Below are 19,164 nucleotides of genomic sequence, written 5' to 3'. Positions count from 1 at the left end.
TTATTTTTGTAAATAGATTAAGAAGAGGCTTATTTATTATGAAAAAGACGGTTTGTAGGTGGTGAAAGTGTGAAGAATCGTGATAATAATCGGAAGCAAAATTCGTTAAGCTCTAATTTTAGAATTCCACCAGAACTTATTGGGCCTACTTTCCCCCCTGTTCCAACTGGATTTACAGGTATAGGGATTACTGGTCCAACCGGTCCACAAGGCCCAACAGGACCTCAAGGACCAAGAGGATTACAAGGTCCGATGGGGGAGAGGGGCCCGACAGGACCTCAAGGTGTGCAAGGGATACAAGGATCAGTTGGTCCAATAGGTGCAACTGGACCAGAAGGACAGCAGGGGCCACAAGGATTGAGAGGACCACAAGGAGAAACTGGAGCGACAGGACCGGGGGGTGTGCAAGGGCTACAAGGTCCGATTGGTCCAACGGGAGCGACTGGGGCACAAGGTATACAAGGGATACAGGGATTACAGGGGCCAATTGGAGCGACGGGACCTGAGGGATCTCAAGGAATTCAAGGCGTCCAAGGGTTACCGGGTGCAACTGGTCCACAAGGAATACAAGGAGCACAAGGGATACAAGGAACACCAGGACCGAGTGGAAATACAGGTGCAACCGGAGCGACTGGAGCAACTGGTCAGGGGATAACAGGCCCGACTGGAATAACAGGTCCAACTGGAATAACTGGACCATCTGGAGGACCTCCTGGTCCGACGGGGCCGACTGGTGCGACAGGTCCAGGTGGTGGACCGAGTGGAAGTACAGGTGCGACTGGAGCAACGGGGAATACTGGGGCTACAGGAAGTACAGGGGTAACAGGAGCAACGGGAAGTACAGGTCCGACTGGAAGTACGGGAGCACAGGGCTTGCAAGGAATCCAAGGGATTCAAGGACCAATTGGGCCAACAGGTCCAGAAGGTTCGCAGGGTATTCAAGGTATTCCTGGTCCGACGGGAGTAACTGGTGAACAAGGAATACAAGGAGTTCAAGGTATTCAAGGGGCAACGGGAGCAACAGGAGATCAAGGTCCACAAGGTATACAGGGGGTTATAGGGCCACAAGGGGTAACAGGGGCCACAGGAGATCAAGGTCCACAAGGTATACAAGGAGTACCAGGGCCATCAGGAGAAACAGGGCCACAGGGAGTTCAAGGGATACAAGGTCCGATGGGTGATATAGGACCAACAGGTCCAGAAGGCCCAGAGGGACTGCAGGGCCCGCAAGGAATACAAGGTGTGCCAGGGCCAGTTGGAGCGACGGGTCCAGAGGGTCCACAGGGGATACAAGGCATTCAAGGACCGGTAGGAGCAACAGGCCCACAAGGCCCACAAGGAATTCAGGGAATACAAGGTGTGCAAGGGATAACGGGAGCAACAGGAGTACAAGGAGCAACTGGAATTCAAGGGATACAAGGGGAAATAGGAGCAACGGGTCCAGAGGGGCCACAAGGAGTGCAAGGTGCTCAAGGGGCGATTGGTCCAACCGGTCCGATGGGGCCACAAGGAGTGCAAGGAGTACAAGGAATTCAAGGAGCGACGGGTGCACAAGGAGTGCAAGGTCCACAAGGAATTCAAGGAATCCAAGGTCCGACGGGGGCAACAGGTGCGACAGGGGAAGGCACTACAGGCCCAACAGGAGTAACTGGTCCAACAGGGGTAACAGGCCCGTCTGGAGGACCAGCAGGACCGACCGGCCCAACGGGGCCATCAGGTCCGGCGGGAGTAACTGGTCCATCTGGTGGACCACCTGGCCCGACAGGAGCAACAGGTGCGACAGGAGTAACAGGAGATACTGGGGCGACAGGCTCAACTGGAGTGACAGGAGCGACAGGAGAAACGGGAGCAACCGGAGTGACGGGTTTACAGGGTCCGCAAGGAATCCAAGGTGTGCAGGGAGAGATAGGTCCAACAGGGCCACAAGGTGTTCAAGGTCCCCAAGGAATTCAAGGAGTAACGGGGGCCACAGGAGATCAAGGTCCGCAAGGGATTCAAGGCCCACAAGGCGACATAGGTCCAACTGGCCCACAAGGAATTCAAGGCCCACAAGGTTCTCAAGGAATCCAAGGAGCGACAGGGGGAACAGGAGCACAAGGCCCACAGGGAATCCAAGGTCCGCAAGGTGACATAGGTCCGACTGGGTCACAAGGTCCAACTGGAATCCAAGGGATACAAGGAGAGATAGGTCCAACCGGCCCAGAAGGCCCAGAGGGACTGCAGGGCCCGCAAGGAATACAAGGTGTTCAAGGGCCAGTTGGAGCAACGGGTCCAGAGGGTCCTCAGGGAATACAAGGCATTCAAGGAGTGCAAGGAGCAACCGGCCCACAAGGTCCACAAGGAATACAGGGAATACAAGGTGTGCAAGGGATAACGGGAGCAACTGGAGCACAAGGAGCAACTGGAATTCAAGGGATACAAGGGGAAATAGGAGCAACCGGTCCAGAGGGGCCCCAAGGAGTGCAAGGAATACAAGGGGCGATTGGTCCAACAGGTCCGATGGGCGCACAAGGAGTGCAGGGAATACAAGGGATTCAAGGAGCAACAGGTGCACAAGGAGTGCAAGGACCACAAGGAATTCAAGGAGTGCAAGGTCCGACGGGAGCAACAGGAGATACGGGGGCAACCGGAGCGACGGGAGAAGGAACTACCGGTCCAACAGGAGTAACCGGTCCAACAGGGGTGACTGGCCCGTCAGGAGGACCAGCAGGACCGACCGGCCCAACGGGGCCATCAGGTCCGGCAGGAGTGACAGGTCCATCAGGTGGACCACCTGGCCCGACAGGAGCAACAGGTGCGACAGGAGTAACAGGAGATACCGGGGCGACAGGCTCAACTGGAGTGACAGGAGCAACAGGAGCAACGGGAGCAACCGGAGTGACGGGTTTACAGGGCCCGCAAGGAATCCAAGGTGTTCAAGGAGAGATAGGTCCAACCGGTCCACAGGGTATTCAAGGTCCCCAAGGAATCCAAGGAGTAACGGGGGCAACCGGAGCACAAGGTCCCCAAGGAATTCAAGGCCCACAAGGCGACATAGGTCCAACCGGCTCCCAAGGAATTCAAGGTCCACAAGGTCCTCAAGGAATCCAAGGAGCGACAGGGGCAACCGGGGCACAAGGCCCACAGGGAATCCAAGGTCCGCAAGGAGAGATAGGTCCGACCGGCCCACAAGGCCCACAAGGAATTCAAGGCCCGCAAGGAATTCAAGGTCCAACGGGAGCTACAGGAGCAAATGGAGCGACAGGTCCACAAGGGATTCAAGGTCCCCAAGGAATTCAAGGCCCGCAAGGAATTCAAGGTCCAACGGGAGTTACAGGAGCAACCGGAGCGACAGGTCCACAAGGAATTCAAGGCCCACAAGGAATTCAAGGCCCGCAAGGAATTCAAGGTCCAACGGGAGCTACAGGAGCAACCGGAGCGACAGGTCCACAAGGGATTCAAGGTCCCCAAGGAATTCAAGGCCCGCAAGGAATCCAAGGTCCAACGGGGGCTACAGGAGCAACCGGTTCACAAGGTCCAACTGGAGATACAGGTCCAACCGGAGCTGGAGCCACTGGAGCGACCGGGGCGACTGGAGTTAGTACAACTGCAACGTATGCGTTTGCGAATAATACATCAGGAACCGCTATTTCCGTTTTATTAGGGGGTACGAACGTACCGTTACCGAACAATCAAAATATTGGCCCAGGAATAACCGTTAGTGGTGGAAATACTGTATTTACAGTTGCGAATGCAGGAAACTATTATATAGCCTATACAATTAATTTAACGGCAGGTTTACTTGTAAGTTCTCGTATAACTGTAAATGGCAGTCCGCTTGCGGGAACGATAAATGCCCCGACAGTGGCTACTGGTTCATTTAGTGCAACAATAATCGCTAACTTGCCTGCTGGAGCCGCTGTTAGCTTACAGTTATTTGGAGTAGTTGCAGTAGCTACATTATCTACAGCAACGCCAGGGGCTACCCTAACTATTATTAGATTAAGTTAATAAGCAGAAAACCTTGAAAATTTTATGTTTCAAGGTTTTTTTATCTTTGTATTTGTAAGTAAACCTCGTTAACCAGGGGAGTGGATCCCCTCTAATTATTTAAAGTTTCACATTATTCTCTTGAGCAAAAACATCGCAGTTCGAAAATATATTATAATAGAATGAAAAGAAAGAAATTTGGCAGAAAGGGAGGGTGGCGATGCAGGAGATGGTTAAAGATTTTTTTGGACGCCCACTTCAAGATTTACGTATATCTGTCATTGATCGTTGCAATTTTAGATGTACATATTGTATGCCAGCGGAAATATTTGGGTCAGATTATGCTTTTTTGAAAGATGAGTTTTTACTAACTTTTGATGAAATTGAGCGTTTGGCAAAATTATTTGTTAACATTGGTGTACGAAAAATTAGAATTACTGGCGGTGAGCCACTACTTCGTAAAGATTTAACAAAACTTATTGCACGTCTTGTGAAAATTGATGGGCTAATAGATATAGGGTTAACGACAAATGCCGTACATTTAACGAAACAAGCGAAGGCATTAAAAGAAGCTGGATTACATAGAGTGAATGTTAGTTTAGATGCAATAGATGACGACATATTTAAGAATATTAATGGTCGAAATATTAATACGAAACCGGTAATTAAGGGAATTATAGCAGCTAAAGAGGCGGGGCTGGAAGTAAAGGTAAATATGGTTGTGAAAAAAGGGATGAACGATCATCAAGTACTTCCGATGGCTGCGTATTTTAAAGAGCAAGGAATCACGCTTCGGTTTATTGAGTTTATGGATGTTGGTAGTACAAATGGGTGGAATTTTGATCAAGTCGTTACAAAACGAGAATTGATTGAGATGATTCATAAGATGGATCCACTTGAGCCAGCTGAAGCGCATTACTTTGGTGAAGTTGCGAAGCGATATCGGTACGTTGGAACAAATGTTGAAGTTGGTTTTATTACATCTGTTTCTGAGTCATTTTGTGTCTCTTGTACGAGGGCGAGAATTTCGGCAGATGGAAAGTTTTATACGTGCTTATTTGCGACAGAGGGTTTGGATGTAAGAGAACTTCTTAGAGGAAATCTTTCGGATGAGGAGTTATTAAGTGTTATACAAGATGTATGGATGAATAGAAAAGATAGGTATTCGGATGAACGAACAGAAGAAAGTGCAAAAAATCGTCCGAAAATCGAAATGTCTTATATAGGAGGATAAGAAAGGGGGCTATCGCATGCAGGAGCGATATTCAAGACAAATATTATTTTCTGGTGTTGGAGAAGAAGGACAGAGAAAAATAAGAGAGAAGCATGTGCTTATTATTGGTGCTGGTGCTCTCGGTGCGGCAAATGCAGAAGCGATTGTTAGAGCAGGTGTTGGAAAAGTAACGATTGCTGATCGTGATTATGTAGAATGGAGTAATTTACAAAGACAACAACTATATACAGAAGAAGATGCAAAGCAGTATAAACCGAAGGCGATAGCGGCTGCAGAACATTTAAAAGCGATTAATTCTGAGGTGGAAATAAATCCGGTTGTGACGGATGTAACGGTGCAAGAAATGGAAGAATTAGTGAATGATGTAGATTTAATATTAGATGCGACAGATAATTTTGAAACGCGTCTTCTTATTAATGATATTTCACAAAAGTATAATATTCCGTGGATATATGGTGGGTGTGTCGGAAGCTACGGAGTAACGTATACAATTTTACCAGGGAAAACACCGTGTTTTCGCTGTTTAATGGAGCATCCAGCGAGCGGTGCAACATGTGACACAGCTGGTATTATACAACCGGCAGTACAATTAGTAGTTGCGCATCAAATTACGGAAGCGCTGAAAATATTAGTAGAAGACTTTGGTGCGCTTCGTGAAACGATGTTATCGTTTGATCTTTGGAATAATCAACAGATGGCATTTAAAGTGAATAGGCAGAAAAAAGATACTTGTTTATCTTGCGGAAGGTTACGTACATATCCGAGTTTAACATTTGAAGGACAAACGAAAACAGAAGTGTTATGTGGGCGGAATACAGTACAAATTCGCCCGGGTGTGCGGAAGAATTTTAATTTAGAAGAAATTAAAAAACGCTTACAAAGAAGCGTAGAGATAAAGGCGACACCTTATTTATTATCATTTCCGGTAGAAGAATATCGTTTTGTTTTATTTACAGATGGCAGGGCGTTCATTCATGGGACGAATGATATGAATGTAGCGAAAAGTTTATATGCAAGATATATAGGTTGAACCTAAAGGAAACCCTTTAGGCTCAACGGAGAGAGGATTATGAATTTCTCGTATAATCTCCACTTTTTCCACCTGTTTTTTCAAGTAAGTACGTTTCACCGATAATCATACCTTTATCGACAGCTTTACACATATCATACACAGTAAGAGCGGTAGCGGAAGCAGCTGTTAAAGCTTCCATTTCAACACCGGTGCTACCTTCTGTTTTAACTTTTACTTCAATGAGTAAACGATATTGTTCTTCTGATTGTTTCCAATCGAAAGAAACGTCAACACCTTTTAATAATAAAGGGTGGCACATTGGGATAATATCAGAAGTACGTTTCGCGGCCATAATGCCTGCGATTTGCGCAACTGCTAATACGTCACCTTTCCCAATTTCATTGTGAGAGATTTTATCGTAAATTTCTTTCGTAACGACAATGCTAGAGCACGCAATTGCTGTTCGAACGGTTGCTTTTTTTTCGCTTATATCAACCATTTTTGCGCGTCCTTGGTCATTGAAATGTGTAAATGAAGACATGGAATTCCTCCTTGAAGTAATTTCTATTGAATATATAAAGTTTAATCGAGATAAAAAAAATTGCAAATATGAGGTGAGAAACGATGGTAGAAAAACGAATTCCAATTCAAGTTGCTGAGGCAGTAGAACGGGTAATGAAATATGCGAAGCATGGTGAAGTAGAAGAAATTTCTATTACGGAAAGTTACGGGAGAATTCTCGGGGAAGATGTTGTCTCAGATCATGACGTTCCTCATTTTGATCGTTCCCCTTACGATGGTTTCGCCATTCGAGCAGAAGATACGAAAGAAGCAACTCAAGAGAATCCAGTTGAATTTGAAGTAATAGGAGAAATCGGGGCGGGTTCCGTTTTTTTAGAGGAAGTAGGAGCTTTTGAAGCAATTCGCATTATGACAGGAGCAGCTATTCCAGAAGATTGCAATGCAGTCGTAATGCTAGAGCTGACAGAAGGGTTTGAGAAGAACGGGAAAACATATATGAAGTTAAAACGCCCTTTTAATAACGGTGACAATGTGTCGTTTAAAGGAGAAGATATAAAACAAAATCAAGTTCTCGTTAAGAAAGGTGTTGCAATTAATCCAGGTGTTGCGGCCTTACTAGCAACGTTTGGATATAGCACGGTGAAAGTTGTAAAACAGCCTGTTGTCGGTATTGTAACGACAGGAAGTGAATTATTAGAAGTACATGAGCCGTTAGAACCGGGGAAAATTAGAAATAGTAACTCGTATATGATCGCAGCTCAAATTATGAAAGCTGGCGGGAAAGTTCGTTATTATGGTCAACTCGCGGATGAGTTAGATGCATGTTTTACAGCTGTTCAATCAGCGATGGATGAGGTCGACATTTTAATTACAACAGGCGGTGTATCAGTAGGAGATTATGACTACTTACCAGCTATTTATGAAAGATTACAGGCAAATGTACTCTTTAATAAGATAGCCATGAGGCCCGGAAGTGTAACGACAGTAGCTGAAGTTGATGGAAAGTTACTCTTTGGTTTATCAGGAAATCCGTCTGCTTGTTATGTAGGCTTTGAATTATTTGTGCATCCAATTATAAAAACGTATTTGTATGCGAAGGAACCTCACGTATATAGAGCGGATGCTATTTTACAAAAAGATTTTCCGAAGCCAAATCCATTTACTCGTTTCGTAAGAGCGAACGTAACAATTGTGGATGGGGCGTTACAAGCGATGCCGGTTGGTTTAGATAAATCGAGTGCGGTATCTTCACTTGCAGATGCGAATGCTTTTATCGTGTTACCCGGAGGAACGAGAGGATTTGAGACCGGAATGAAAGTATCCGTATTATTGTTAGAGCACTCTGAGGGATGTGAGTGGCCATGGGCGAAGCCCCTTCAATCTTACAAATAGTAGGGTATCAAAATAGCGGAAAAACGACACTTGTAGAGAAAATTGTGCATGCATTAGCCGAAAGCGAAATGAAAGTTGCTACAATTAAACATCACGGGCACGGAGGTTTTCCAGAAGTAGCGCAAAAAGATAGCGAAAGACACCGTAAAGCTGGTGCTGTCGTAAGTAGTGTAGAAGGTGCTGGATTACTTTCACTTTCTTCACTAAGAAAGAAATGGTCCTTGCAAGAAATTATTTGCTTATATGAGTTTTTTAAAGTGGATACAATTTTAATAGAGGGCTATAAAAAAGAGAACTACCCGAAAGTAGTGTTACTTCGTTCTGCGGAAGATGCTGAGCTTTTACATAAAGTAGAAAATATAGTGGCGGTTATTACGTGGTATGATGTCCCAGTAAATATACGAGAAGAATATAAAGTATTTCATATAACAGAAGAAGAGTTGTACATAGACTGGTTTTTACAAACGGTTAGGAGTGCGAAATGACAAATACATATTATGAAGTAATTGATACAGAAATCTCGATTGAAGAGGTAACGAAGAAAGTAATTCGACGTGAATGCGGTGCTGTTACAACATTTATTGGAACGGTTAGAGAGTTTACGAAAGGGCGTCGTACATTATACTTAGAATATGTCGCTTATAAAACGATGGCAGAAAAGATGCTAGAGAAAATCGGATTAGAAGTGAAAGAGAAATGGCCAGGTACACACGTTGCGATTACACATCGCATCGGTACGTTGCAAATTTCTGATATAGCGGTTGTTGTTGCTGTTTCAACACCACACCGTAAAGCGGCTTATGAAGCGAACGAATATATTATGGAACGCATAAAACAAATTGTTCCGATTTGGAAAAAGGAGTTTTGGGAAGATGGTGACTCATGGATTGGTGATCAATTAGAAAAAACACCATATCCGGCGGGAGAGCCTGGGAAGGAGCTATAAGTATGATTCGAGTATTGTTATTTGCGCACTTGCAAGAAGAAGCAGGGACAAGTGAATTACAAATAGAGAAAGAAAATATTACGGTTGCACAGTTAAAAGATGTTGTTGCGAACGAATATAATGTACCAGTTTCAGAGCCAATTATGGTTGCGATTAATGAAGAATATGCAAATGAAGATGACAGGGTCCAATCTGGTGATGTTGTTGCACTAATCCCACCAGTGAGCGGTGGTTAATATTGGATTCATTAAAACGACTTTCCTATATAGGGAAAGTCGTTTTTTTATGGCAGTTTTGAGAACACTAATCTATAGAACAAGGAGGGAATTATGAAAAAAATATGTGTAGTTATGACAATGCTATGTGCGTCTTTTTTCTCTTCTCCAAGTGATTCTTTCGCGAAAGAATCAAGAGAACAGCTTTTAGAGAGTGCATTATCAAATAGGTACTATTCAGTTATTAGACAAGTGACAGAAGATCAATATGAATGTGCTTCAGTTATAAATATAAAGCGTCTCGGCAAGAAAGATGAATTTGTTCCTAGGTATGAAGTGAAGCTACAATTTCTTACATTTCAAGGAGCGCATAATCCCCCGAACGATAAAGTTACGCTTACTTTGGAAGACCATTTAGATCACGTAAAGATAAAGAAAGTGGAGCGAGAAAAGAATGTTTCTGACGCTATTGCAGAAAAAGTTTGTCAAAGGGAAAAAGAAAAAATAAAAGCTCACTCTAATGACTTAGAGTGATAACCTATGCATTTAGTAAAGAAAGGTAATGAGTGATGGATATATTTTTAGCGATTTTACCAGCTATATTTTGGGGAAGTATTGTGCTATTTAACGTAAAACTGGGCGGGGGACCGTATAGTCAAACGCTCGGAACAACGTTTGGAGCACTTATTTTCTCAATTGTTGTTTATATTTTTATGAAGCCAGTATTAACACCTACCGTTATCGGAGTTGGAGTTGTGTCAGGTTTATTTTGGGCGCTTGGTCAGGCAAATCAATTGAAAAGTATTGATTTAATGGGTGTTTCGAGGACGATGCCAATTTCAACAGGACTTCAATTAGTCGCGACGACTTTATTTGGCGTTATCGTATTTCATGAATGGTCCACGACAATATCGGTCGTCCTTGGGATTTTAGCGCTCGTTTGTATTATTATCGGTGTTATTTTAACATCGCTTCAAAGTGAAGAAGAAAAGAATGCAGAGCAAGCAGCAAACTTTAAAAGAGGTATCGTAATTTTATTAATTTCAACAGTCGGCTATTTAGTTTACGTAGTAGTGATTAGACTATTTAACGTAGATGGTTGGTCAGCTTTGTTGCCACAAGCAGTTGGTATGGTGTTAGGTGGGATTTTGCTTACCTTTAAACATCATCCATTTAATAAATATGCAATCCGAAATATTATTCCAGGATTAATTTGGGCAGCTGGAAATATGTTTTTATTCATTTCGCAGCCGCGTGTTGGAGTCGCAACAAGTTTCTCGCTATCGCAAATGGGAATTATTATTTCCACGCTTGGTGGGATCCTTATATTAGGGGAAAAGAAAACGAAACGTCAATTAACGGGTATCGTTGTCGGTATCGTTTTTATTATCGCAGCCGGAATTATGTTAGGTATAGCCAAAAGTTAAAGGAGGTATGGAAATGTATAGTGATTTAGCAGGGAAAGTTGTCGTTATTACAGGATCAGCAACTGGTCTTGGAAGAGCGATGGGAGTGAGGTTTGCTAAGGAAAAAGCGAAAGTGGTTATTAATTATCGCTCACGAGAATCAGAAGCGAATGATGTGTTAGAAGAAATTAAAAAGGTAGGCGGCGAAGCGATTGCTGTAAAAGGTGATGTAACCGTCGAATCAGATGTTGTGAATCTCATTCAATCTGCTGTGAAAGAGTTTGGTACGCTTGACGTTATGATTAATAATGCAGGGATAGAAAACGCGGTACCGTCGCATGAAATGCCGCTTGAAGATTGGAATAGGGTAATTAATACAAATTTAACAGGTGCTTTTTTAGGAAGTCGTGAAGCGATTAAATATTTTGTAGAACATGATATTAAAGGTTCTGTCATTAATATGTCTAGTGTTCATGAGAAAATTCCGTGGCCACTATTTGTGCACTATGCAGCGAGTAAGGGTGGTATTAAACTGATGACAGAAACGTTAGCGCTAGAATATGCGCCAAAAGGTATTCGAGTAAATAATATTGGACCAGGTGCAATTAATACGCCGATTAATGCAGAAAAGTTTGCTGATCCTAAAAAACGTGCTGACGTAGAAAGTATGATACCGATGGGCTATATTGGAAACCCTGAAGAAATTGCAGCAGTAGCAACTTGGCTCGCTTCTTCAGAGGCGAGTTATGTAACGGGCATTACGCTATTTGCAGATGGTGGAATGACGTTATATCCATCGTTTCAAGCTGGGCGTGGGTAATAAAAAAGGACGAAGAGATAAAACTCTTCGTCCTTTTTTTACAAAAAAAAATAGCGGCCAGCTATTTTAAATTTAGTGATTAATTGTATCTTGAAGAAATTCTGTTGCTTGATGTTCAGAAACATTTTGTACGAGTGCAACTTCACTGATCATCATTTTTCGGGCGTTATCTAGCATTTGTTTTTCACTCGCATTTAAAGTTCGCTCTTTATTGCGGCGAAGTAAATCCCGAACAACTTCTGCGCTATCTTGTAAATTGCCGTTTTTCATTTTTTCCATATTCATTGTATATCTTTGTTTCCATGAGAGTGATGGGTCTGACTCCCCGTTTTGAAATTCAAGAAGTATATCATCTAACGTACCTCGATCAACGATATAACGAATACCTGATTTTTTTAATTGATCCATCGGAAGCATTACTTGCATATCTTTACTAATGATGCGTATCACACAATATTGACGTGAAGTACCTAATATTTCTTTCTCTTCAATTGCTTCGATGATTCCTGCACCGTGCATTGGATAAACGATTTTATCACCAATTTGAAACAAATCATCCACCTCCATATGTGGTAACCACTTTTAATGATAGCATACGTATGTAAAAATGTCAAATTTTATATAATAACATAATATTTATATTCGAGTCAATAAGATAAAGTGCTTTTTTATGTTTTTTTTGGACCTTATTTATCGTGATTTTTTTAGAAAAATAGTACAGGTGAAGAAAGAAGGCATATCCACTTATTTTTAAGCATAAAATGTAAAAGCGCTAATACAATATACCTAAATCCGTTCTTTGCAAAGGAGGGAGAGAAGGTGGGGCGCACAATAAAAATTGATATTACAAATAAAGTTGTAGCTAAATTTAGACAAAATTATTTGGAATTATATACGAGTAAATTTATGATAGGTAAGTTTTATGTCTATACTGAAGATAAAGAATATGTGTTAGAAGACGGATATATATATGAGAATGGAAAGTTTTATCGCATCATAGATACGCACCGTGGCAATAATCAAGCGGCCGAGGGCTGCGATCTAGGACGGTGTTAACATGATTCGTGTGAAAGTATTTGATGAAAGTCACGAAAAAGACTTAGAAGACGCTGTGAATGTGTTTTTGAAAAAGATTGATGATAGCAACTTTGTAGATATTAAGTATCAAGTTGGTGTTTCTATTAACGACGATGAAAACCAAATTTATTGTTTTTCAGCAATGATCGTTTATAAAGCATAAAAAAGAGCTGGCTCACCCAGCTCTTTTTTATGTTTTATGTTGGGACAACATGTGTCGGTAATACGTTCATAATAGATTGGGTTGTGCCTAATTTCTTTGTCGTTAAAAGAGGCTCCCCTGTTTCATGGTTTTGGGCATCTTTACACATACCAAGGTGATAACGATCACCTAAAAATGGATCAATATAAAAACCGTTTTTGAATACTTTATCATTTGGATGTTTTTCATGGTGAATATCAGAGCAGTTAATGCAATAGAACATAGCGTTCAACCCCTTTTTATTTTGTTTGAAAAAAGTGAGTCGGTAGTCATTTCGCTCCTAAGGAAATGTTGAGGAGAAGAGAAATAACTACCTACTCAAATGGTGGGCATATTCCTTCTGATTTGTCATATCTCGCGTATTGTCCCTTGAGGGAAGGAGGAGAGACGAAGTACGCATGATATAAGTAAGGCGCTTCTTTCAATATGAATGATGGAGTTTCATGTTGAGAGAAGTTTTTATTTTGTATTGCCTTTGTGAGTATATTATGAGGAAATGCTAAGAGGGTGTTTGTCCTGTTGAAAAAATGTTGAGAATTTCTCAACAGTAAAAGAATTAGCGTTGACATGAAACTAAAAGGTGTTATATTATCAAAGTATAACCAAAAGGTGTTATGTTGTAACGCCGAGTAAAGGAGAATGAAAATGGAACAACAAGATACATTAAATGATATTAAACAAACAATCGTTTTTAACGCGTCTATTCAAAAGGTATGGAGTGTAGTATCAACTGCAGAAGGGATTGCGTCATGGTTTATGCCAAATGATTTTGTATTAGAGGTAGGACATGAATTTCATGTGCAATCACCATTTGGGCCATCACCATGTAAAGTATTAGAAATTGATGAACCAAACCATTTATCTTTCTCATGGGATACAGATGGCTGGGTTGTTTCATTTGATTTGAAAGACTTAGGAGATAACAAAACAGAATTTACGTTAATTCACGGCGGCTGGAAACATCCTGATGAAATTCTTCCGAAAGCAAATGCGAAGAGCTCTATTATTCGCGATAGAATGAGCGGTGGTTGGGTAGCGATTGTAAATGAAAAACTGAAAAAGGTTGTCGAAGGCTAAGTGTCCTCGTCAGCAGCGAAATATGATGTATTTCAAGCAATTGCTGATCCAACCCGCCGAGAAGTAATACGGTTATTAAGTGACAAAGAGTTACCGATTTCCAAAATAACGGATCATTTTCCGATGAGTCGTACTGCGGTTGTAAAGCACCTTCATATTCTTTCAGAAGCGAATTTAGTAAGTGGAAGAAAAAGCGGAAGAGAGAAGATATATCGTTTGCATCCAGAACCATTAGAAGAATTACAACAATGGCTCTCGTATTATGAACGTTTTTGGGATAATAAATTATCCATGCTGAAACATATTGTGGAGAATGAAGAATAAAAAGGATGACCAAAATGGTCATCCTTTTATTGTTGCTCACTTGTTTGTGTAGCTGGCTTTAATAAGAGCCAAGCGATAATTAATGTAAATACTGCTAATACGAAAGTGCTCATATAAATGACGTGTACGCTTGATGCTAATGCAGATTGCGATTCGGTTACTACGTTTGCTGTAGTACCGCCGTGTCCGCCAGATACAAGATCAAGGTTTTTAATACCACGTGCGTGAATCATCGTATTGAAGATTGTACCGAATATTGCAGCACCTAACGTTTGACTAAATGTATTAATAAATGTGTTTAAACCAACAGCTGTTCCGCGTGTATGAGCTGGTACAGCTGCTTGAATTGTTACCATGTAAATCGGTGTCACAAGCCCCATTCCTAAGCCGAATAATCCGACTGCTACATAAATAAGGAACGATGGTGAATTTGTTGATAGTGTAAATAATAAGAACGTAGCGACTGATAAAATGCTAGCTCCAAGTAAAATGATTTGTTTCGTTTTTAATTTGCCTACTAAGTTACCAGAGAAAATAGCGCCAAATGTCCACATAACAGGAATTGGCATTAAAATAAGTCCAGCTTCTGTAGCGTTTTTCCCTAATACACCTTGGCTCCAAATTGGAAGGTACATTGTAATACTAATAATCATTGCGCCAGCAATAAGAGTTAATATATTTATCGTAGATAATGTACGGTTAGAGAAAAGTGCTAGCGGAATTAATGGTTCCGGAGATTTCTTCTCGATGAATAAGAAAATAATAAATGAAATAGCGGCAAAGATTAATAGGCCGATAATTGTCATGTCTCCCCAGTTTTGCTTACTGCTACCTGTTAATAATGCATATAGTAGAGCGATTGTACTTAATGAGAAGACTGTTGCACCAAGATAATCGATATGATGCTTAGCAGGTTTAATAGATTCTTTGTAGTAAATTGCAATCATTAAGCAAGCGATAATTCCGAATGGAACGTTTAGGAAGAAAATATAACGCCAAGAAAGGGAATCAACTAAAAATCCACCTACTAACGGTCCGATAACACCGGATACACCCCAAACGGCACTCATCCAACCTTGTGCTTTCGCGCGGTCTTTCGCTTCGCTATATAAGTCTCCAATAATCGTCATTGTGATTGGCATAACAGCACCAGCACCGATACCTTGAAGCGCGCGGAAGAAGATTAATTGTTCCATCGATGTAACGACTCCGCAAAGTGCAGAACCGACTAAAAAGATTGTAGCTCCGATCAGTAAAACTTTTTTACGGCCAAATAAATCAGCGAGCTTTCCGTATATTGGAGTCGAAACAGCTGTTGCAAGCATATAAATTGCATATACCCAACTAACAAGTTCGACGCCTGACAAATCACTCGTTATACGAGGGATTGCTGTACTAACAATCGTTCCTTCTACCGCAGAAAGAAACGTCATTAACATTAAAGACATCATGACTTTTTTTCTCATTTGTTTTCCCCTTACCCTTTTTTAAATATTCAACAATATAAAATATAAAGGTACTAAGGTATATAAAGCAACAAAAAAGCAATGGGAAGTTAAGTGGAGCCTATATTTGTCGTTTCTTGTCGGTAAGTCGATATAAGTTGCAGAATCGCTGATAAATTTGGAAAATAGCCGATATAAGTTGCGGAATCGCTGATATATTTGTGGAATCGCTCATATAATTTCATGTGCCTATAAAAAAAGAAACAGGAATCCCTGTTTCTTTTTTTAATACTGCATTTTCGCGTTTTCTCCAGCTGTCGTTCCGGCAATTCTACCAGTAACAAGGGCTGATGTAATATTATAGCCACCAGTATAACCATGAATATCAAGAACTTCTCCGCAGAAATATAAGCCGTTCGTAAATTTAGAAGACATTTCTTTCGGATTAATTTCTTTCACGGATACACCGCCGCCAGTAACGAATGCTTTTTCAATTGACTGCGTACCATTTACATTCACAGTAAACTCTTTAAAGTCTTTCACAAGTGCACGAATCTTTTCGTGAGAAACTTGTCCAGCTTGTTCGCTGCCGTCAATTTCATTTTTTTCTAATAAGAATAGGAAGTAACGTTCAGGGACATAACCTTTTAAAACGTTTTTAATTCCTTTTTTCGGATCTTCTTTCATTTGTTTCAGCATGCGCTGAAATAGTTGCTCACTATTTTCCTCTGGCAATGCATCAATACTCATTTGTATTGTATTCGTTTTAAACTTTTTCAGTGCTTTCACGACGAATTGGCTACAGCGAAGAGCAGCAGGTCCAGATAGGCCGAAATGAGTGAAGAGCATGTCCATTTTGTGAGAAATGATAGCTTTTCCTTTCGGGTTTAATACACTTAAGTTTATATCACGTAAAGCAAGACCTTGTAATGAGCGGTCACGTATAAACGGCTCGTTTGAAAGGATAGGTACTTCTGTTGGGAATAATTCTGTGATTGTATGACCCGCTTTTTCAGCCCAAGCATATCCGTCTCCAGTAGATCCAGTTTGAGGAACTGATTTTCCGCCAACAGCGATAACGACGTGATTTGTTTCTAACACTTCGCCTGTTTGCAGTATAACTGCTTTTGTTTGACCATTTTCATATTCAATCGTTTCAACAGGCGTATTTGTACGAATTTTTACACCTAAGTCTTTTAATCGTGTTAAAAGTGCGTCTACAACAGATTGTGCTTTGTTTGACACAGGGAACATGCGACCGTGGTCTTCTTCTTTCAATTTAACACCGAGATTTTCGAAGAATGTAATAATATCTTCATTATTAAAAATAGAAAAAGCGCTGTATAAGAAGCGACCGTTTCCTGGTATATGTTTAACAATTTCATCAAGTGGTAGACGGTTCGTTACGTTACAGCGTCCGCCACCAGAAATTGCAAGTTTACGCCCAAGTTTATTTCCTTTATCAAGAAGTAAGACATTTGCGCCTTCTTCTGCAGCACCAATTGCAGCCATTAGCCCAGAAGGACCGCCGCCGATGACAATAACATCATAATGCATAATATATCGACCTCATTTTCTACATTTCCTGCCTAAAAGAATAGCATGTTTTCCCTTAAAAGAAAAATAGAGTGAAGTACTGCTTAATGAGAGAATTGTGGTACAATACAAAAGTTAGAGTTCAGCACTATCCTGCCATTTGTAGGCGATAAGACTAAAACCTCAAGATTTAGGAGAAGTAAATAGGGAGTCTGTTAGCCTGTAAATGCTCGAATGGTTCAACTAATAAGGAGTAGGAGAGAAGTCTCCAACTAATTATAGTTTCACTTTATGTAGATGTAGGAGGATTTTTGTATGTCCGATTCGAAATTTCTGCGCGGAACGCTTATTGTTACGCTAGGGACATTTTTAGTAAAGTTCTTAGGCATGATTTACGTCTTTCCGTTTCATGCATTAGTAGGAACAGAAGGCGGAACGCTCTATACATATGGATACATTCCATATACGATCTTTTTAAGTATCGCAACGGCAGGTGTGCCACTTGCTGTTTCAAAATTTGTTTCCAAATATAATGCGCTTGGCGATTATAAAACGAGCCGGAGAATGTTCCGCTCGGGAATGGTTATGATGATAGTAACAGGAGTTCTTTCGTTCCTAGTACTGTACATGACGGCGCCATTGTTTGCAGAAGCGATGCTTGGTAAACAAAGTATACACAATAATGTAGGAGAAGTTACGACGATCATTCGTCTTGTAAGTTTCGCGCTTATTGTTGTACCAGCAGCGAGTTTAATTCGTGGTTATTTCCAAGGTCACCAGTCTATGGGACCAACTACCGTTTCACAAATTATTGAACAAATTATTCGTATCGTCTTTTTATTAGCAGGTAGTTTTATCGTTATTAAAGTACTTGGCGGTACAGTTGCAACAGCAGTTGGAGTAGCGACATTTGCTGCGTTCGTTTCAGCGGTTGGAGCACTCGGTGTGTTAATTTGGTACTGGCTAAAACGTAAAAAATATTTGGATCAATATTTAATTGAACAAACTGTACCAGAATCAACAGTAAGCACCGTTCAATTGTTTAAAGAGTTATTTGCATATGCGATTCCTTACGTTGTAATTGGGTTAACAATTCCTTTATATCAACAAATTGATACATTGACATTTAACTCAATTATGCAGGCGATTGGTCAAGGTGATATCGCAGAGCGAGCTCTCGGTATTTTCACAATGTGGACGCATAAGTTAATTATGATTCCTGTATCACTTGCAACAGCGTTTAGTTTAACGCTTGTACCAGCAATCACAAAATCATTTACTGAAAAACAATACCGCTATTTGAAATTACAAATTACACAAACATTCCAGGCAAATATGTTTTTAACATTGCCAGCAGTTGTCGGTATTTCTTCACTTGCATATCCAATTTATACTGCGTTTTACGATTCAGATCCACTAGGTGGACAAGTATTAATGTGGTATGCACCAGTTGCGTTGTTATTCGCTTTATTTACAGTAACAGCAGCAATCCTGCAAGGTATTAACCAGCAGAAGCATGCGATTATTGCGCTTATAATGGGCGTTATTTTGAAATTTGTATGTAACGTAATCTTTATTCGTTATTTCGGTACAGTAGGAGCAATTCTAGCGACAGCAGTTGGTTTCTTAGCTTCTGTTTGGTACACAAATCAACAAATTAAAAAATACGCACACTATTCATTCGGTGTTGTATATAAAAGAACATTCCAAATTGCAGTACTGACACTTATAATGGTCGTTGCTGTAAAACTATCACAATGGATTCTATCCTTCATGATTTCGCCTGATGGCCGTATTGGTGCTCTTATAACAGTTGCGATTTGTGCAGGTATTGGCGGTCTTGTTTACGGATTGTTAGCAATTCGCACAGGAGTACTTGAAAGAGTATTTGGTGGAGAAGCATTAGATAAAATTCAACGTAAACTTGGTAGTAGATTTAAAATAAAGTTGAAATCAAGAGGGGCGTAATTACGTCCCCTTTTCTATG

At 41.1% G+C, this 19,164-nt stretch carries 20 protein-coding genes; 15 read left to right on the top strand and 5 right to left on the bottom strand.

What is annotated here, in order from left to right:
* The first annotated feature begins 69 nt into the window (after positions 1 to 69).
* From M1D73_RS24195 to M1D73_RS24185, 3 genes are all read left to right on the top strand, one after another.
* Positions 70 to 3,990, top strand: coding sequence for a BclA-related collagen-like exosporium protein (locus M1D73_RS24195; RefSeq protein ID WP_481157973.1), 3,921 nt, complete (start codon positions 70 to 72; stop codon positions 3,988 to 3,990).
* Positions 3,991 to 4,189: 199 nt separating this feature from the next.
* Entirely contained in the window at positions 4,190 to 5,203 is a 1,014-nt protein-coding gene (moaA, locus tag M1D73_RS24190) for a GTP 3',8-cyclase MoaA (protein ID WP_001157119.1), read from the top strand.
* A gap of 16 nt (positions 5,204 to 5,219) precedes the next feature.
* Positions 5,220 to 6,233: a molybdopterin-synthase adenylyltransferase MoeB gene (locus tag M1D73_RS24185; RefSeq protein ID WP_001158098.1), complete on the top strand. Its 1,014-nt coding sequence runs from the start codon at positions 5,220 to 5,222 to the stop codon at positions 6,231 to 6,233.
* A 37-nt stretch (positions 6,234 to 6,270) separates the two neighbouring features.
* On the opposite strand, the gene moaC is transcribed toward M1D73_RS24185, so the two are convergent.
* Positions 6,271 to 6,756 (bottom strand): cyclic pyranopterin monophosphate synthase MoaC, encoded by a 486-nt coding sequence (gene moaC / locus M1D73_RS24180; protein ID WP_000094159.1) that lies wholly within the window; start codon positions 6,754 to 6,756, stop codon positions 6,271 to 6,273.
* Positions 6,757 to 6,839: 83 nt separating this feature from the next.
* On the opposite strand from moaC, the gene moeA reads away from it, so the two are divergent.
* The 7 genes from moeA (at position 6,840) to M1D73_RS24145 (ending at position 11,516) form a co-directional block, all read left to right on the top strand.
* Positions 6,840 to 8,129, top strand: coding sequence for a molybdopterin molybdotransferase MoeA (moeA, locus tag M1D73_RS24175; protein ID WP_000229690.1), 1,290 nt, complete (start codon positions 6,840 to 6,842; stop codon positions 8,127 to 8,129).
* Entirely contained in the window at positions 8,099 to 8,614 is a 516-nt protein-coding gene (gene mobB, locus M1D73_RS24170) for a molybdopterin-guanine dinucleotide biosynthesis protein B (RefSeq protein ID WP_000503323.1), read from the top strand. Before moeA ends, mobB begins: the two co-directional genes overlap by 31 nt.
* On the top strand, positions 8,611 to 9,075 hold the full coding sequence (gene moaE, locus M1D73_RS24165; protein ID WP_000185942.1) for a molybdopterin synthase catalytic subunit MoaE: 465 nt from the start codon (positions 8,611 to 8,613) through the stop codon (positions 9,073 to 9,075). Before mobB ends, moaE begins: the two co-directional genes overlap by 4 nt.
* Positions 9,076 to 9,077: 2 nt before the next feature.
* Positions 9,078 to 9,311 carry a molybdopterin converting factor subunit 1 gene (gene moaD / locus M1D73_RS24160; protein ID WP_000621778.1) on the top strand — a complete coding sequence of 78 codons (234 nt, stop codon included), beginning with the start codon at positions 9,078 to 9,080 and terminating at the stop codon, positions 9,309 to 9,311.
* Between the two features lie 93 nt (positions 9,312 to 9,404).
* The gene (locus tag M1D73_RS24155) at positions 9,405 to 9,824 is read left to right on the top strand and encodes a DUF3888 domain-containing protein (protein WP_000717685.1); all 420 of its coding nucleotides are present in this window, start codon (positions 9,405 to 9,407) and stop codon (positions 9,822 to 9,824) included.
* Positions 9,825 to 9,859: 35 nt separating this feature from the next.
* Positions 9,860 to 10,717, top strand: coding sequence for a glucose uptake protein GlcU (glcU, locus tag M1D73_RS24150; protein ID WP_000350861.1), 858 nt, complete (start codon positions 9,860 to 9,862; stop codon positions 10,715 to 10,717).
* A gap of 13 nt (positions 10,718 to 10,730) precedes the next feature.
* The gene (locus tag M1D73_RS24145; RefSeq protein ID WP_000286674.1) at positions 10,731 to 11,516 is read left to right on the top strand and encodes a glucose 1-dehydrogenase; all 786 of its coding nucleotides are present in this window, start codon (positions 10,731 to 10,733) and stop codon (positions 11,514 to 11,516) included.
* Between the two features lie 72 nt (positions 11,517 to 11,588).
* Here M1D73_RS24145 and M1D73_RS24140 read toward each other — a convergent pair whose 3' ends face one another.
* Complete coding sequence (locus tag M1D73_RS24140) at positions 11,589 to 12,083, bottom strand: CarD family transcriptional regulator (protein ID WP_000451443.1); 495 nt, start codon at positions 12,081 to 12,083, stop codon at positions 11,589 to 11,591.
* A gap of 252 nt (positions 12,084 to 12,335) precedes the next feature.
* On the opposite strand from M1D73_RS24140, the gene M1D73_RS24135 reads away from it, so the two are divergent.
* A complete protein-coding gene (locus M1D73_RS24135; RefSeq protein WP_000533806.1) occupies positions 12,336 to 12,572 on the top strand; it encodes a DUF2553 family protein in 237 nt (78 codons plus the stop codon).
* 1 nt (position 12,573) lies between these two features.
* Positions 12,574 to 12,756: a sporulation protein Cse60 gene (locus M1D73_RS24130; RefSeq protein WP_000621751.1), complete on the top strand. Its 183-nt coding sequence runs from the start codon at positions 12,574 to 12,576 to the stop codon at positions 12,754 to 12,756.
* A gap of 34 nt (positions 12,757 to 12,790) precedes the next feature.
* Here the strand turns inward: M1D73_RS24130 and M1D73_RS24125 are convergent, their stop codons facing one another.
* A complete protein-coding gene (locus M1D73_RS24125; protein WP_000498989.1) occupies positions 12,791 to 13,018 on the bottom strand; it encodes a DUF3973 domain-containing protein in 228 nt (75 codons plus the stop codon).
* Between the two features lie 422 nt (positions 13,019 to 13,440).
* Between M1D73_RS24125 and M1D73_RS24120 the strand changes: the two genes are divergently transcribed.
* On the top strand, positions 13,441 to 13,872 hold the full coding sequence (locus tag M1D73_RS24120) for an SRPBCC family protein (protein WP_000437627.1): 432 nt from the start codon (positions 13,441 to 13,443) through the stop codon (positions 13,870 to 13,872).
* Complete coding sequence (locus M1D73_RS24115) at positions 13,873 to 14,196, top strand: ArsR/SmtB family transcription factor (protein WP_000098837.1); 324 nt, start codon at positions 13,873 to 13,875, stop codon at positions 14,194 to 14,196.
* Between the two features lie 26 nt (positions 14,197 to 14,222).
* Here the strand turns inward: M1D73_RS24115 and M1D73_RS24110 are convergent, their stop codons facing one another.
* A complete protein-coding gene (locus M1D73_RS24110) occupies positions 14,223 to 15,662 on the bottom strand; it encodes an MDR family MFS transporter (protein ID WP_001228021.1) in 1,440 nt (479 codons plus the stop codon).
* A gap of 264 nt (positions 15,663 to 15,926) precedes the next feature.
* Complete coding sequence (locus M1D73_RS24105) at positions 15,927 to 17,198, bottom strand: BaiN/RdsA family NAD(P)/FAD-dependent oxidoreductase (RefSeq protein WP_000558859.1); 1,272 nt, start codon at positions 17,196 to 17,198, stop codon at positions 15,927 to 15,929.
* Between the two features lie 294 nt (positions 17,199 to 17,492).
* On the opposite strand from M1D73_RS24105, the gene M1D73_RS24100 reads away from it, so the two are divergent.
* Positions 17,493 to 19,145 (top strand): putative polysaccharide biosynthesis protein, encoded by a 1,653-nt coding sequence (locus tag M1D73_RS24100; protein WP_001284028.1) that lies wholly within the window; start codon positions 17,493 to 17,495, stop codon positions 19,143 to 19,145.
* Positions 19,146 to 19,164 lie beyond the last annotated feature (19 nt).

It is taken from the genome of Bacillus sp. PK3-067, assembly GCF_056738645.1.
This window is presented reverse-complemented; position numbering and strand designations above follow the sequence as displayed.

What these genes read in the sequence shown, in the direction of transcription:
- moaA (WP_001157119.1), top strand. Translation starts at nt 4,190, where the DNA reads ATGCAGGAGATGGTTAAAGATTTTTTTGGACGCCCACTTCAAGATTTA.
- M1D73_RS24185 (WP_001158098.1), top strand. Translation starts at nt 5,220, where the DNA reads ATGCAGGAGCGATATTCAAGACAAATATTATTTTCTGGTGTTGGAGAA.
- moaC (WP_000094159.1), bottom strand. Translation starts at nt 6,756, where the DNA reads ATGTCTTCATTTACACATTTCAATGACCAAGGACGCGCAAAAATGGTT.
- moeA (WP_000229690.1), top strand. Translation starts at nt 6,840, where the DNA reads ATGGTAGAAAAACGAATTCCAATTCAAGTTGCTGAGGCAGTAGAACGG.
- mobB (WP_000503323.1), top strand. Translation starts at nt 8,099, where the DNA reads ATGGGCGAAGCCCCTTCAATCTTACAAATAGTAGGGTATCAAAATAGC.
- moaE (WP_000185942.1), top strand. Translation starts at nt 8,611, where the DNA reads ATGACAAATACATATTATGAAGTAATTGATACAGAAATCTCGATTGAA.
- moaD (WP_000621778.1), top strand. Translation starts at nt 9,078, where the DNA reads ATGATTCGAGTATTGTTATTTGCGCACTTGCAAGAAGAAGCAGGGACA.
- M1D73_RS24155 (WP_000717685.1), top strand. Translation starts at nt 9,405, where the DNA reads ATGAAAAAAATATGTGTAGTTATGACAATGCTATGTGCGTCTTTTTTC.
- glcU (WP_000350861.1), top strand. Translation starts at nt 9,860, where the DNA reads ATGGATATATTTTTAGCGATTTTACCAGCTATATTTTGGGGAAGTATT.
- M1D73_RS24145 (WP_000286674.1), top strand. Translation starts at nt 10,731, where the DNA reads ATGTATAGTGATTTAGCAGGGAAAGTTGTCGTTATTACAGGATCAGCA.
- M1D73_RS24140 (WP_000451443.1), bottom strand. Translation starts at nt 12,083, where the DNA reads ATGGAGGTGGATGATTTGTTTCAAATTGGTGATAAAATCGTTTATCCA.
- M1D73_RS24130 (WP_000621751.1), top strand. Translation starts at nt 12,574, where the DNA reads ATGATTCGTGTGAAAGTATTTGATGAAAGTCACGAAAAAGACTTAGAA.
- M1D73_RS24125 (WP_000498989.1), bottom strand. Translation starts at nt 13,018, where the DNA reads ATGTTCTATTGCATTAACTGCTCTGATATTCACCATGAAAAACATCCA.
- M1D73_RS24120 (WP_000437627.1), top strand. Translation starts at nt 13,441, where the DNA reads ATGGAACAACAAGATACATTAAATGATATTAAACAAACAATCGTTTTT.
- M1D73_RS24110 (WP_001228021.1), bottom strand. Translation starts at nt 15,662, where the DNA reads ATGAGAAAAAAAGTCATGATGTCTTTAATGTTAATGACGTTTCTTTCT.
- M1D73_RS24105 (WP_000558859.1), bottom strand. Translation starts at nt 17,198, where the DNA reads ATGCATTATGATGTTATTGTCATCGGCGGCGGTCCTTCTGGGCTAATG.
- M1D73_RS24100 (WP_001284028.1), top strand. Translation starts at nt 17,493, where the DNA reads ATGTCCGATTCGAAATTTCTGCGCGGAACGCTTATTGTTACGCTAGGG.